The sequence below is a fragment of the Luteimonas sp. 22616 genome (assembly GCF_052044325.1).
In the GTDB taxonomy this organism is placed as follows: Bacteria; Pseudomonadota; Gammaproteobacteria; order Xanthomonadales; family Xanthomonadaceae; genus Luteimonas.
This window is the reverse complement of the sequence record NZ_JBQEMW010000001.1, coordinates 869828-883173: the sequence shown is the minus strand read 5'-3', so window position 1 is coordinate 883173 and position 13346 is coordinate 869828. Positions and strand designations below refer to the sequence as shown.

The following is a 13346-nucleotide window of genomic DNA, read 5'->3' as shown; positions in this document are numbered from 1 at the left end:
TCAGGCACGAGGTGACACAGGCCCGCAAGGACGCCTGGCTCGGCGGCGTGCACCTGCCCAGGTCGCGCATGGCCTGGCCGATGGCGATCCTCGCCGCGTCGGCGATGCTGGCCATCGTGTTGCTGCTGGCGTTCGGTGGCTATACGCGCAAGGAACGCGTGCAGGGGCGACTGGTGCCGCGCGCGGGCCTGATCGAGGTCGCGGCAGAGGCACCATCGACGGTCGCCAGATTGCAGGTGCGCGAAGGACAGGCCGTCGCGGCCGGCCAGCCCTTGCTTGAGCTGTCCGCCGACCCCGACAGCCCCGCCCTGCCCGCGCGCGGCGTGGGCGAAAGCATCGACCGGCAGTTGCGTCGGCAACGGCACAGCCTTGCCGCGGAGCTCGCGTCCGCGGGTGATTCCGAACGCCTGCAGCGCGACGCGCTGGGCGAGCGCATCGCGCTGCTGGAGCGACAGCTTGTCGCGGCCGCCGCCGAGCAGGACCTGCGGCAACACCAGGCCGCCGATGCGAGTGCAATGATCGAGCGCATCCGCCCGCTGGTCGAACAGCAGATCGTGAGCGCGGTGCAGATGCAGCAGTACGAGACCACCGCGCTGGATGCGCAGGCCCACGCGCAGCTCGCACGGCAGCAGCGCCTGCAGGTGCAAGGGGAGCTCGCAGGCGCGCGGGCGCAACTCGCCGAATTGCCGCGCGCAGGCGAATCGCGGCGTGGCGTGGCCGAGCGCGCACTGTCGGACGTCGATCTGGCGATCGCGCGCAATGAAGTGCAGCGCGGCCAGGTGCTGCGCGCCGCGCGTGCCGGCGTGGTGTCGGGCCTGTCCATCAAACCGGGCCAGTCGGTGGCCGCTGGCCAGCGACTGCTGTCGATCATCCCCGGCGACTCGCCGTTGCAGGCCGAACTGTGGGTGCCCAGCCGCGCCATCGGCACGCTGGCGGTCGGCGGCGATGTTTCGATGCGGTACGCGGCATTTCCGCACCAGAAGTTCGGGCGCCAGCCCGGGCGCATCGTCGACATCGGCGGCGTGGCGCTGTCGGTCGACGAGATCCGCGAGCGTGCCGGCGTCACCGTCGCCGAGCCGTCCTACCGGGTCCTGGTCGCGCCGCTGCACCAGCGCATCGCCGGTGAGGCCGGCCGCATGCTGGCGCCGCGCGTCGGCATGCAGCTGGAGGCCGACCTGATGCTCGAACACCGCCGCCTGCGCGACCTGCTGTGGTCCGCGCCCGACCGACCATCACCGGAAACCACCGCTTCGCTCGAGGCAACGCACTGATGCCGGTCTCGTTGCGCATGTCGGGCAGCGCGCGCCTGCCGGTGATCCAGCAGGGCGAACTGGCCGAATGCGGCCTGGCCTGCCTGGCGATGGTCGCGCGCTACCACGGGCACGACGTCGACCTCGCGGGCCTGCGTCGCCGCTTCCCGGTCTCGCTCAAGGGCGTGGGGCTGTCGCGGCTGATCGAGATCGGCGACCGCATGGGCTTCGAGGCGCGGCCGCTGCGCACCGAACCCGAACTGCTCGCCGACCTGCGCACGCCGTGCATCCTGCACTGGGACCTCAACCACTTCGTGGTGCTCAAGCATGTCGGGCGGCGCGGGATCGAGATCCACGATCCTGCGCGTGGGGCAGTGACGATGTCGCTCGAGGAAGCCGGCCGCCATTTCACCGGCGTCGCGCTCGAACTCACGCCAGTGCCCGACTTCGAACCCATGCACGAACGCACCGGGGCGCGGCCGACGCTGCGCGCACTGGCCGCGCGGATCGCCGGGCTGCGCACCGCCGCGGTGCAGGTCCTGCTGCTGGCACTGGCGCTCGAAGTGTTCACTCTGGCGCTACCGCTGGCGCTGCAGTGGGTGATCGACCAGGTACTGGTGTCGGCCGACTACGGGCTGCTGACGCTGATCGGCATCGGCTTCCTCGCGGTGGTGCTGTTCCAGGCCGCGATCGCGGCGATGCGCGGCTGGCTGGTCGCCGACATCGGCGCATCGCTGGGCGCGCAGTGGATCGGCCAGCTGTTCGGCCACCTGATGCGCCTGCCGCTGGACTACTTCGAGAAGCGCCATGTCGGCGGCGTGCTGTCGCGCTTCACGTCGGTGCAGGCGATCCAGCAGACGCTGACCGGCAGCTTCGTCGAAGCGCTGCTCGACGGGCTCACCGTGGTGCTGGTGCTGGCCATGCTGGTGTTCTACAGCGTGCCGCTGACCTTGCTGGTGCTCGCTGCCTTCGCCCTGTACGCGGCGCTGCGCTGGGTCGCGTACCGCAAGCTCTGGCGGCTGAAAGAGGAACAGCTGGTTTACGTCTCGCGGCAGCAGAGCCAGTTGATCGAGGCGATCCAGGGCGTGCAGACAGTCAAGCTCGCCAACAAACAGGGCGACCGCCAGGCGCGCGTGGCCAACGCATCGATCGAAGTGGCGCGGCGCGAGGCCGCGATCGGCCGGCTCACGGCCACGTTCGCCGCCTTGTCGAAGCTGGTGATCGGCGGCCAGCGCGTGGTGCTGATCTGGCTGTGCGCGTGGATGACCCTGGAAGGCCGCTTCAGCGCCGGCATGCTGGTGGTGTTCGTGACCTACGCGGAGCTGTTCGCGACCCGCACCGGCAGCCTGATCGACAAGCTGGTCGACCTGCGCCTGCTCGGCCTGCACGGCGAGCGCGTGGCCGACATCGCGCTCGAGGCGCCGGAGCCGCACGTGCATGGCGGCTATTCGGGACCCACGCCCGAACCGCGCATCGAGATCGAAAGCCTCGGCTTCCGTTACGCCGACGACGATCCGTGGGTGCTGCACGACTGCTCGCTGGTCATCGAGGCCGGCGAATCGGTCGCCATCGTCGGCCCTTCCGGTTGCGGCAAGACGACGCTCGCCAAGCTCGTCCTCGGCCTGCTGCAACCCGCCGAAGGCTCGATCCGCATCGGCGGCATCGACGTGCGCCGCTACGGGCTGGCCGAGTATCGCGCTCGCTTCGGTGCGGTGATGCAGGAGGACGTCCTGTTCGCCGGCTCGGTGGCCGACAACATTTCGTTCTTCGATCCCGATGCCACCGCGCAGGCGATCGAAGCGGCCGCGCGCGCCGCCCACATCCACGACGACATCGTCGCCATGCCGATGGGCTACGAGTCGCTGGTCGGCGACATGGGGTCCGCGTTGTCTGGCGGACAGAAACAGCGCGTGCTGCTGGCGCGCGCGCTGTACCGGCAGCCGGCGATCCTGCTGCTGGACGAGGCCACCAGCCATCTCGATGTCGGCCGCGAACGCGCGATCAATGCGGCCATCGCCGGCATGAACATGACCCGCATCGTCATCGCGCATCGACCGGACACCATCGCCAGCGTCGATCGCGTGATCGCCCTCCAGGCCGGCCGCGCGCAGTCGATGACGGAGCCCGACTACCGATCGAGACAGGCATCACACGCAGAAGCGGCAATCGCGGTTAATGCCGGCTAACAACGAATTTTTGGAATCTGGCTAGCATCGGATCGCGCCGGAGCCGGTTCCGGCGCAACTGCATCCGATGCAGTCCATCCACCGGCGCAGCCAGGAGAAACGATGCATGAAACAGCATGACGTTGCACCCCAGGAAGACACGCTGGCACGTCCGCTTGCTCGAATCGCGGCACGCGAACTCTCCGCGGAAGAAATCGCGGCAGTCGCCGGCGGCCGTCCCGACACCACCCACGCCACCGGTCCGCGCGGTGACGATCCGGCTGATCCGGGCGACATCTACTGATCCGATTGCGCGAATCTTTCGCACTCCGCACGCCCCGCACCCGCGGGGCGTGTCCACGAATGGAACCGGGACTGCGCATCGCCCCCTTTCGCGCCGCGCCCCGGACCAAGCCGGACTCGCTGCATGCCATCACGCCCGCTGATCCTCTCGTCGCTGTCCCACGATATCCACGCCCATGCGGTCAGCTGGGGATTGCGATGCAGCGGCGTCGAACCGCTTTGGGTCTCCTCCTTTGCCGACCCCGCTGCAGGCGCGATATCGCTGTACAGCGACGACGAAACACCCTGGCGGGCCTCGGGCGCGCTGGGCGCGGAGATCGGTCCGGTCTGGTACCGGCGCACGCGCAATCCTGAAGACTTCCCGCGCGTGCGGCAAAGCGACCTCGCGTTCGTGCGCACCGAATGGGCGCGCTTCCTCAAGAACCTCTACCTGCTGGCGGGCGACCTGTCTGACCGACTCTGGATCAATCCGCCGGCCGCGGCGATCGAGGCCGAGAACAAGCTCGTGCAGCTGCGCGCCGCCCGCCGGTGCGGCGTGCGCTTCCCGGCCACCCTCGTTTCCAATGACCCGGTGGAGATCCGCGCGTTCTTCCGCCGGCACGGAAAAGTGATCTACAAGCCCTTCATGACCCACAGCTGGGAGAACGCGGATGGCGACGCGTTCAGCACCTATGCCAGCATCCTGGATGAATCCATGCTGGCGGGCGACGAAAGCCTGCGCCATTGCCCGGGCATCTACCAGGCCTACGTTGAAAAGCGCAGCGACCTGCGCGTGGTCGCGATCGGCGAGCGCCTGTTCACCGTCGCCCTGCGTTCAACCTCCGGCCAGGCGTTCGTGGACTGGCGTGCGCACCAGCACGGCACCAGCCTGGAAGCGACGGTGGCCGAGCTCCCCACAGGCTGCGCGGACAAGCTCAAGGCGGTGATGCGGGCGCTCGGAATCGTCTTCGGCTGCTTCGACCTGGCCCTTGACGAAAATGGCGAGGCGTACTTCCTCGAAGTCAACCAGGCCGGGCAGTTCCTGTTCCTCGAACAATTGGTGCCGCAACTGCCGCTGCTGCAGGCGATGTCCGCCATGCTTGGCCAGGGGCGAACCGACTACAGCCTGGATCCCGACCCTGCGCTTTCCTACGCCGCCTACAACGCGAGCGAGGAACACGCCCAATGGTGGCAACAGGTGCGTCCGCAGATGGAGGCCGAGGCCGCCGCAGGCGATTGGATCAGCCGCGAATAGCAGCCTCGGCGTCGGGTGTTGCCGTCAGGGACGGGGTTGCGGATCGCTGCGACTGCCGCCGTCGATGCGGAACGTGAAGCAGTGCCGCCCTGCGCCATGCACCCAGTGCGGGTCCTGCCAGCGCCTTTTCGCTTCGCGCTTGGCCGCGGTGTCGGTGATGAAGGTCGCGCACAGCTCGAACGCATCGGCACCCGTCTTCCGGTATTCGTAGCGCGATCCGGTTTCCGGATCGGAGACATCCAGCGCAACACCCGGCCGCGCGTCGAGCGCGTCGAGCGTGTCCGGAAGCGCACCGGTATCGGCCCGGAAAGCGCGCGCCGCCGCTTCGACCTGGCGCAGATCGTCCACGCGTCGCTCGTCGATGCGCATGCGCCGTTGCTCGGCCGGCGAGCCCATCACCACGATCGCCCCCGCCACCGTGGCCAGCACCACGGCGCCGGCCAGCACCAGTAGCCAAAGCCCGACGGGCCGGGCGCTCACGCTGACACCTCTTCACGGCGCAGGTCGTGCAGGTAGTAGCCGAACACGCCGCCGGCAATCGCGCCCACCACCAGCACCTTGAGCACGAAGCGGACGCTCAGTTCCCCGCCGAGCAGGTTGTAGACCAGGGTGGTGACGTCGCAGATCAGCGCGACCGCGGCCAGGAACAGGGTCAGGTAGGTCAGCCAGCGACGCACCGGCGAGAGCCGCTTGATCGGCTGCCGGTCCACTTCGCGCGCAAGATGGCGCGCCAGCAGCGCGAAGACCGGGAACGCGATGATCACCGAGGCCGTGGACCAGCGCATCGAGGAGCCGAACACCTCGTAGCCGCGGCTGGCAGCGGCATCCGGGAAGGCGGCGTTGATCAGGTCGAACAGCAGGCTGCCGACGTGGAACGCCGAGTAGTACAGGGAGACGAACAGCACCAGGTACAGGAACGCCTCGCGCGCCGACAGCGAGGCCCGTGGGCGCGGCACCGGCACGGGAAAGTCGACGTCGGCATAGGCGGACAGCACGTCGCGGGTCTGCGCCTCGCTCCACCCGGCCGCGGCCAGCGCCTGCGCAATGGCCTCGCGCGACTGCCCGCGCAGCAGCGCCTCGCGCACGAAGATCTCGAGTTCCTGTGCTCCTGCCGCCATTGCCCGCACTCCGTGATTGCGATGGCGGCGACTGTAGCAGGCGGCACGACAGATCATTCACGCCAGTTCCAATGGGTCGCCGTAGCCCCCTTGCCTTTCGCTCTTGAACCGCCGGGCAAGTCGGAACGCGGGTGCGAATGCCCTTGGGTGCGAAATCAAGGAGGAGGCCTCGGCCGCAGGCCGGCGCCGGAGGACATTCGCGCGCATGGGCATTCGCACCCGGCGCCCAGTCACCTGGACGCGCGTTTTCCCTCAGTCGGGAGAAGAACCAAAGAAAAAGCGGGCCGAAGCCCGCTCTCTCGTATTGTGCAGCGATGTCGCGGCGGCTTACTCGGCCGACACGCCCTCGCCTTCTTCCACGGCCTTCATCGACAGGCGGATGCGGCCCTGCTTGTCGACTTCCAGCACCTTGACCTTGACCACGTCGCCTTCCTTGAGCTTGTCGGACACCTTCTCGACGCGCTCGTTGGAGATCTGCGACACGTGGACCAGGCCGTCCTTGCCGGGGGAGATGGTGACGAATGCACCGAAGTCCATCAGCTTGACGACCTTGCCCTCGTAGATGCGGCCCGGCTCGACGTCGGAGGTGATCTGCTCGATGCGGTCCTTGGCGGCCTTGCCGGCGGCGGCGTCGACGGAGGCGATGGTGATGGTGCCGTCGTCCTGGATGTCGATCTGGGTGCCGGTTTCCTTGGTGATCGCCTGGATCACCGAACCGCCCTTGCCGATCACTTCGCGGATCTTGTCGGGGTGGATCTTGATGGTGATCAGGCGCGGCGCGAAGTCGGACAGCTCCGGGCGCGGCGCGGTCAGCGCGTTGGCCATCTCGCCGAGGATGTGCAGGCGGCCCTGCTTGGCCTGGGCCAGCGCCACCTTCATGATTTCCTCGGTGATGCCCTGGATCTTGATGTCCATCTGCAGCGCCGAGATGCCGTTCGAGGTACCGGCCACCTTGAAGTCCATGTCGCCGAGGTGGTCTTCGTCGCCGAGGATGTCGGACAGCACGACGAAGTCGTTGCCTTCCTTCACCAGGCCCATCGCGATACCCGCGACCGGCGCCTTGATCGGCACGCCGGCGTCCATCAGTGCCAGCGACGAGCCGCAGACCGATGCCATCGACGAGGAACCGTTCGACTCGGTGATCTCCGAGACGACGCGGATGGTGTACGGGAAGGCTTCCATCGTCGGCATCACCGCCAGCACGCCACGCTTGGCGAGGCGGCCGTGGCCGATCTCGCGACGCTTCGGGCCCATCATGCGGCCGGCTTCGCCGACCGAATAGGGCGGGAAGTTGTAATGGAACAGGAAGTGGTCCTTGTACTCGCCACCGACGGCATCGATGATCTGGCCGTCACGCGCGGTGCCCAGGGTGACCGCGACGATCGCCTGGGTCTCGCCACGGGTGAACAGCGCCGAACCGTGCACGCGCGGCAGGATGCTGACCTTCGATGCGATCGGGCGCACGGTGTCGAGCGCACGGCCGTCGATGCGGATCTTGCTGCTCAGCACAGCGCCACGCATGGTCTCGTACTCGAGCTCGCTGAACTGCTTGGAGACTTCGGCCGGGTTCCAGCCGTTGGCCTCGATCTGCTCGGCGAGGCCGGAGATCACGTCCTTCTTCAGCGCCGAGATGGCGTCCTTGCGCTCGAGCTTGTCGCGTACCGCGAAAGCCTGGGTCAGGCGATCGCCGATGGCGGTCTTGAGCGCACCGATCATGTTCGCGTCGGCAACCGGGGCGGACCAGGTCCACTTCGGCTTGCCGGCTTCGGCGACCAGTTCGTTGATGGCGTTGATCGCAACCTGCATCTGCTGGTGGCCGAACATCACCGCACCCAGCATCACGTCTTCCGACAGTTCCTGCGCTTCGGACTCGACCATCAGCACCGCGTTGGCGGTACCGGCGACGACGAGCTCGAGCTGCGAGTCGACCAGTTCGGTCTTCGAGGGGTTGAGCAGGTACTGGCCGTCCTTGTAACCGACCTTGGCCGCGCCGATCGGGCCGTCGAACGGCGCACCGGACAGCGACAGCGCGGCGGACGCGCCGATCAGGGCGAGGATGTCGCCGTCGACTTCCGGGTTCATCGACATCACGGTGGCGATGATCTGCACTTCGTTGCGGAAGCCATCGGGGAACAGCGGGCGGATCGGGCGATCGATCAGGCGCGAGATCAGCGTTTCCTTCTCGGTCTGGCGGCCTTCGCGCTTGAAGAAGCCGCCCGGGATGCGGCCACCGGCGTAGAACTTCTCCTGGTAGTCGACGGTGAGCGGGAAGAAATCCTGCCCCTCGCGCGCGGTCTTGTTGGCGACCGCACTGACCAGCAGCACGGTGCCGTCGCACGACACCATGACGGCGCCGCCGGCCTGGCGGGCGATCTCACCGGTCTCGATCGTGACCGTCTGTTTGCCGTACTGGAAGCTCTTGGTAACTTTTGCCACGTGTGTATTCCTTGGATGACTCTAGCGATGGACCGGACGCGGACCCTTGCCCGCGCCGGGCGGACCGCGCGAAGCGATCCAAAAAAGAACCGCGGCGCATTGCTGCGCCGCGGTGTGGTCCGGGGTTACCGGCGCAGGCCGAGCTTCTCGATCAGGGACTTGTAGCGCGCGACGTCCTTGCGGTGCAGGTAGTCGAGCAGGCTGCGGCGGCGGTTGACCATCTTCAGCAGGCCACGACGGCTGTGGTGGTCGTGCTTGTGGGCCTTGAAGTGCTCGGTCAGGTGCACGATGCGGGCGGTGAGCAGGGCGACCTGGACTTCCGGCGAGCCGGTGTCGTTGTCGCCGCGCTTGTGTTCGTTGATGACGGTGCTGGTGTCGATGGACATCTGGTGTTTGCCTCGGGTAGATGCGTGGCTTGCAGGAACGCGGCGCCATGCCAGTGGCATGGTCCACGCACCGCTCGGCTCGCCGTTTGCAGGATGGGTGGTGCGAAAGTGCTTGAAAAAGCCGCAAAATTGTAGCGCCTGGCGCCGCCGGTCACAAGGTCAACGCGCCTTGGCAACCGGGATGCCCGGCTGGGCACAGGCCCAGCTGAACAGGCGCTGCGGCCGCAGCAGCCCCTCGCCATCGACCTCGCCCAGCCCCAGCGCGCGTCCCCGTGGATCGAAGATCGCCACCGCGCCCGACGGACGGAAGCCGCCGGACACGCCTTGCCCATAGGACAGGCGCGCCGCCTGGGCCGCATCGACCTCCACTTCCGGCCACGAGGCCATGCCGCTTTCCACCGGCAGCAGGCAGGCGTCGAGCCCGCGCTCGCCGCGGCCGGCCAGCGCCTGCAGGTCGTCCAGTGTCCACAGCTTCGGCTCGCGGAACGGATCGACCCAGAGCCGGCGCAGCTCGGCGACATGCGCGCCGCAGCCGAGCGCCTCGCCGAGGTCGCGCACCAGGCTGCGCACATAGGTTCCTGAACCGCATTCGACATGCAGGCGCAGCAGCGGCTCGCCGGCATCGAGCAGGTCGGCGGCGGCCTGCAGCTCGAAGGCGTGCACGTCGACCTCGCGCTCCTCGACCTCCACCACCTCGCCGCGGCGCGCCTTGGCATACAGCGGCTCGCCACCACGCTTGAGCGCCGAATAGATCGGCGGGCGCTGGCGGATGCGCCCGGTCAACGCCCGCAGGGCGGCGTCGATGGTGTCGATGGACAAGGCCGGCACCGGTCGTTCACGCAGCGGCTGGCCGTCGGCGTCGTCGGTATCGGTGACGATGCCCAGCCGCGCCACCGCGTCGTAGGCCTTGCGCGCGCCGAGCAGGCCGCCGGCGATCTTGGTCGCCTCGCCGAAGCAGACCGGCAGCAGGCCGGTGGCCAGCGGGTCGAGGCTGCCGGTATGCCCGGCCTTCTGCGCGCGGAACAGGTGGCGCACGCGCTGCAGCGCCTGGTTGGAGCTCAGTCCACGCGGCTTGTCGAGCAGCAGGATGCCGTCGAGGCTGCGGAATCGCGTGCGTGGCGGCTTGCTCATCCGGGCATTGTAGGGTCGAGGCGCGGGGCCGTGCTCTTGTACCCACGCTCTTGTGGGAGCGGCTTCAGCCGCGAGCTCTTCGGGCAACGGTGAAAATCAAAAGCGCACGGCTTGAAGCCGCTCCCACGACAGCTCAGCTGTCGTCGCCGGTATCCGGCAGGTCGCGCAGCAGGTTGTCGATGCGCTCGCCGCGGTCGACGGAATCGTCGTAGTGGAAATGCAGCTCCGGCACGTGACGCAGGTTCACGGCGCGCGCGAGCCGGTAACGCACTTCCGGCGCGACCGCCTTGAGTCCCTTCATCGCTTCGGTCGCGCGTTCGGGTTGCAGCGCGGTGACGAACACCTTGGCATGCGCCAGGTCGCGCGTGACCTCGACGTCCGACACGCTGACCGACGGCAGGCCATGCTCGGCCACGGCGTCGCGCACCAGCGTGCCCAGCTCGCGACGAAGCTGGGCGGAAACGCGGTCGGTGCGGTGGAAAGACTTCTGCGGCATCAGAGCGTGCGCTGCACTTCGATACGCTCGAAGCACTCGATCTGGTCGCCCGGCTGCACGTCGTTGTACTGCTTCACGCCGATGCCGCACTCGGTGCCGTTGCGCACCTCGTCGACGTTCTCCTTGAAGCGGCGCAGCGATTCGAGCTCGCCCTCGAAGATCACGGTGTTGTCGCGCAGCACGCGGATCGGCTTGTGGCGCTTGACCACGCCCTCGACCACCATGCAGCCGGCGACGGCGCCGAACTTGGAGCTGCGGAACACGTCGCGGACTTCCGCGGTACCGATGATCTCTTCGCGGATCTCGACGCCGAGGATGCCGGATGCGACCTGCTTCACCTGGTCGATCACGTCGTAGATGATCGAGAAATAGCGCAGGTCGACGCCGTTGCCCTCGATCACCTTGCGCGCCGAGGCATCGGCACGCACGTTGAAGCCGATCAGCGTGGCCTTCGATGTCGCGGCCAGCTGCGCGTCGGACTCGGTGATGCCACCGACGCCGGCGGCGAGCACGTTGATGCGGATCTGCTCGTTCGACAGCGCGGTCAATGCCTCGCGCAGCGCCTGCACCGAACCCTGCACGTCGGCCTTGATGATCAGCGGCAGGCTGAGCTGGGCTTCGCCCGCGCCCATCTGCGCCATGATGTCTTCCATGCGGTTGCCGGCCTGGCCCACCAGGCGCGTCTCGCGACGCTTGGCATCGCGCTGCTGGGCAACGTCCTTGGCCAGGCGCTCGTCCTCGACGACGACGAAATCGTCGCCGGCATCCGGCACGCCGGACAGACCAAGCACTTGCACCGGGATCGACGGACCCGCGGCGGGCACCTGCTTGCCGTTCTCGTCGAACAGCGCACGCACGCGGCCGTACTGCACGCCGCAGACCAGGTAGTCGCCCTTCTGCAGCGAACCCTGCTGCACCAGCACCGTCGCGACCGGGCCACGGCCCTTGTCGAGCGAGGATTCGATCACCACGCCGCTGGCGCGGCCTTCGGCCACGGCCCTGAGTTCAAGCACTTCGGCCTGCAGCGAAATCGCATCGAGCAGCGTGTCGACGCCCTGCCCGGTCTTCGCTGAGAGCTCGACCATCTGCGTTTCGCCGCCGAATTCCTCGGCGACGATTTCCTGGCCCAGCAGCTCGTTCTTGATCCGCGACGGGTCGGCTTCGGACTTGTCGACCTTGTTGATCGCCACGATCAGCGGCACGCCGGCGGCGCGGGCATGCTGCACGGCCTCGATCGTCTGCGGCATCACGCCGTCGTCGGCAGCGACCACCAGCACCACGATGTCGGTGAGCTTGGCGCCGCGCGCGCGCATCGAGGTGAACGCTGCGTGGCCGGGGGTGTCGAGGAAGCTGATGACGCCCTTGTCGGTCTCGACGTGGTACGCACCGATGTGCTGGGTGATACCGCCGGCCTCGCCGGTGGCGACCTTGGTACGACGGATGTAGTCGAGCAGCGAGGTCTTGCCGTGGTCGACGTGGCCCATGATCGTGACCACGGGCGGGCGCGGCTGCCTGTCGCCCTGCGTTTCCTCCACGTGCGCCAGCAGCTCGGTCTCGGCATCGTCGGCGTCGGCGCGCACGGCGGTGTGGCCCAGTTCCTCGGTGACCAGCACCGCGGTGTCGTGGTCGATGGTCTGGGTGATGGTCGCCATGACGCCCATCTTGAACAACGCCTTGACCACGTCGCCGCCCTTCATCGCCAGCTTCTGGGCGAGGTCGGCCACGGTGATCGCTTCGCCGATCGCCACTTCGCGCACGACCGGCGCCGTCGGCCGGGTGAACCCGGTGCCGGTGCGGGCCTGGTCGCGGTTCTGGCGCGTGGAGCGCGACTTCGGCCGCGCGGTGGTGCGGCGCGCGCGGTCGGCCGCGCTCAGGTGCAATTGGCCGGCAAATCGCGCTGCGCTCTCGTCGTCCTCGACGCCGGCGACCATCGCATGCGAGCCGCGGGTCTTGTGCTTGTGCCCGCTCCGGTCGTCGGCGCGCGGGGCGGCCGGCTTCGGATGGCCATGGCCATGCGGCTTGCGCGCGGCGGCATCGTCCTCGGCCGGCACGGCAGCGGCGGCCAGTTCGGCCTCGGCACGCAGGCGCGCGGCTTCGGCTTCCTCCTGGCGCTTGCGCTCGGCGGCTTCGTCGGCGCGACGCTTGTCCTCTTCGGCCAGGCGCTGCTGCTCGGTCAGGTTGCGCAGGCGCGATTCCTCGAGCTTGCGCAGGATCTCGGCGCGCTCGTCGTTACCGCCCGCCGCGGCGGCAGTTGCCGACGCGGCCGGGGCCGCGGCATCGCCCTGGCCCGGCTTGACCAGGGTGACCTTCTTGCGCACGACGACATCGACCGTGGCGCGGTTCTTGCCGCCGCCGACGGTGAGCTCCTGCTTGCGACTGCGGTTGAGCGTGATCTTCTTCGGGGCGACTGCGTCCTCGGCAGGCTTGTCGGCCTTGCCATGGGTACGACGCAGGAAGCCCAGAAGCTTGACCTTCTCGGTGCTGGTGACGACCTGGTCCGGATCGTTGAAGCTCATGCCGGCCTCGGCCAGCTGCTCCAGCAATTTCTCGACCGGTGTGTTCACCAGTGCGGCAAGCTTGCGGATGGTGGTTTGCTGCGACATTCGGTTTCCGTGTCCTTTGGCGGGGGCCTTGGCCCTGCGCGTGATGGAACGATTCTACTGCGGTGGGGAAAACGGCCCGGGGTGGCGCCAAATGGCTGCCTTCCGCCGGATCGGCCTCTCCTGCCTCTCCTGCCGCCCTCCGTGGCCGAACTTCGGCATCCCGCGGGATGCCAGTCCCGGACCTCCATGCCCGGGCGACAATGAACGTGACCGGCGGCGCACCG

General features: G+C 68.3%; 11 protein-coding genes. 4 read left to right on the top strand and 7 right to left on the bottom strand.

Features of this window, described 5'->3' with window-relative positions; translation table 11 throughout:
- Nucleotides 1-11: 11 nt before the first annotated feature.
- From ACTJIL_RS04125 to ACTJIL_RS04110, 4 genes are all read left to right on the top strand, one after another.
- The gene (locus tag ACTJIL_RS04125) at nt 12-1271 is read left to right on the top strand and encodes an HlyD family secretion protein (RefSeq protein ID WP_440754319.1); all 1260 of its coding nucleotides are present in this window, start codon (nt 12-14) and stop codon (nt 1269-1271) included.
- Nucleotides 1271-3436, top strand: coding sequence for a peptidase domain-containing ABC transporter (locus ACTJIL_RS04120; protein ID WP_440754318.1), 2166 nt, complete (start codon nt 1271-1273; stop codon nt 3434-3436). Before ACTJIL_RS04125 ends, ACTJIL_RS04120 begins: the two co-directional genes overlap by 1 nt.
- 106 nt (nt 3437-3542) lie before the next feature.
- The gene (locus ACTJIL_RS04115) at nt 3543-3719 is read left to right on the top strand and encodes a hypothetical protein (RefSeq protein WP_440754317.1); all 177 of its coding nucleotides are present in this window, start codon (nt 3543-3545) and stop codon (nt 3717-3719) included.
- A 123-nt stretch (nt 3720-3842) separates the two neighbouring features.
- Nucleotides 3843-4952, top strand: a complete 1110-nt coding sequence (locus tag ACTJIL_RS04110) for a hypothetical protein (RefSeq protein WP_440754316.1) — start codon at nt 3843-3845, stop codon at nt 4950-4952.
- A 24-nt stretch (nt 4953-4976) separates the two neighbouring features.
- Here the strand turns inward: ACTJIL_RS04110 and ACTJIL_RS04105 are convergent, their stop codons facing one another.
- From ACTJIL_RS04105 to infB, 7 genes are all read right to left on the bottom strand, one after another.
- Nucleotides 4977-5432 (bottom strand): hypothetical protein, encoded by a 456-nt coding sequence (locus tag ACTJIL_RS04105; protein ID WP_440754315.1) that lies wholly within the window; start codon nt 5430-5432, stop codon nt 4977-4979.
- The gene (locus ACTJIL_RS04100) at nt 5429-6070 is read right to left on the bottom strand and encodes a DUF5671 domain-containing protein (protein ID WP_440754314.1); all 642 of its coding nucleotides are present in this window, start codon (nt 6068-6070) and stop codon (nt 5429-5431) included. Before ACTJIL_RS04100 ends, ACTJIL_RS04105 begins: the two co-directional genes overlap by 4 nt.
- 327 nt (nt 6071-6397) lie before the next feature.
- Nucleotides 6398-8506: a polyribonucleotide nucleotidyltransferase gene (pnp, locus tag ACTJIL_RS04095; protein WP_440754313.1), complete on the bottom strand. Its 2109-nt coding sequence runs from the start codon at nt 8504-8506 to the stop codon at nt 6398-6400.
- Nucleotides 8507-8631: 125 nt separating this feature from the next.
- Nucleotides 8632-8892 (bottom strand): 30S ribosomal protein S15, encoded by a 261-nt coding sequence (gene rpsO / locus ACTJIL_RS04090; protein ID WP_386706832.1) that lies wholly within the window; start codon nt 8890-8892, stop codon nt 8632-8634.
- A 159-nt stretch (nt 8893-9051) separates the two neighbouring features.
- On the bottom strand, nt 9052-10023 hold the full coding sequence (truB, locus tag ACTJIL_RS04085; protein WP_440754312.1) for a tRNA pseudouridine(55) synthase TruB: 972 nt from the start codon (nt 10021-10023) through the stop codon (nt 9052-9054).
- Nucleotides 10024-10156: 133 nt separating this feature from the next.
- On the bottom strand, nt 10157-10519 hold the full coding sequence (rbfA, locus tag ACTJIL_RS04080; protein ID WP_440754311.1) for a 30S ribosome-binding factor RbfA: 363 nt from the start codon (nt 10517-10519) through the stop codon (nt 10157-10159).
- Complete coding sequence (gene infB / locus ACTJIL_RS04075; RefSeq protein ID WP_440754310.1) at nt 10519-13122, bottom strand: translation initiation factor IF-2; 2604 nt, start codon at nt 13120-13122, stop codon at nt 10519-10521. Before infB ends, rbfA begins: the two co-directional genes overlap by 1 nt.
- Nucleotides 13123-13346 lie beyond the last annotated feature (224 nt).

Excerpts from the sequence above, each read along its gene's own strand:
- truB (WP_440754312.1), bottom strand. The coding sequence starts at position 10,023 with ATGAGCAAGCCGCCACGCACGCGATTCCGCAGCCTCGACGGCATCCTG.
- rbfA (WP_440754311.1), bottom strand. The coding sequence starts at position 10,519 with ATGCCGCAGAAGTCTTTCCACCGCACCGACCGCGTTTCCGCCCAGCTT.
- rpsO (WP_386706832.1), bottom strand. The coding sequence starts at position 8,892 with ATGTCCATCGACACCAGCACCGTCATCAACGAACACAAGCGCGGCGAC.
- ACTJIL_RS04115 (WP_440754317.1), top strand. The coding sequence starts at position 3,543 with ATGAAACAGCATGACGTTGCACCCCAGGAAGACACGCTGGCACGTCCG.
- ACTJIL_RS04120 (WP_440754318.1), top strand. The coding sequence starts at position 1,271 with ATGCCGGTCTCGTTGCGCATGTCGGGCAGCGCGCGCCTGCCGGTGATC.
- infB (WP_440754310.1), bottom strand. The coding sequence starts at position 13,122 with ATGTCGCAGCAAACCACCATCCGCAAGCTTGCCGCACTGGTGAACACA.
- ACTJIL_RS04110 (WP_440754316.1), top strand. The coding sequence starts at position 3,843 with ATGCCATCACGCCCGCTGATCCTCTCGTCGCTGTCCCACGATATCCAC.
- ACTJIL_RS04100 (WP_440754314.1), bottom strand. The coding sequence starts at position 6,070 with ATGGCGGCAGGAGCACAGGAACTCGAGATCTTCGTGCGCGAGGCGCTG.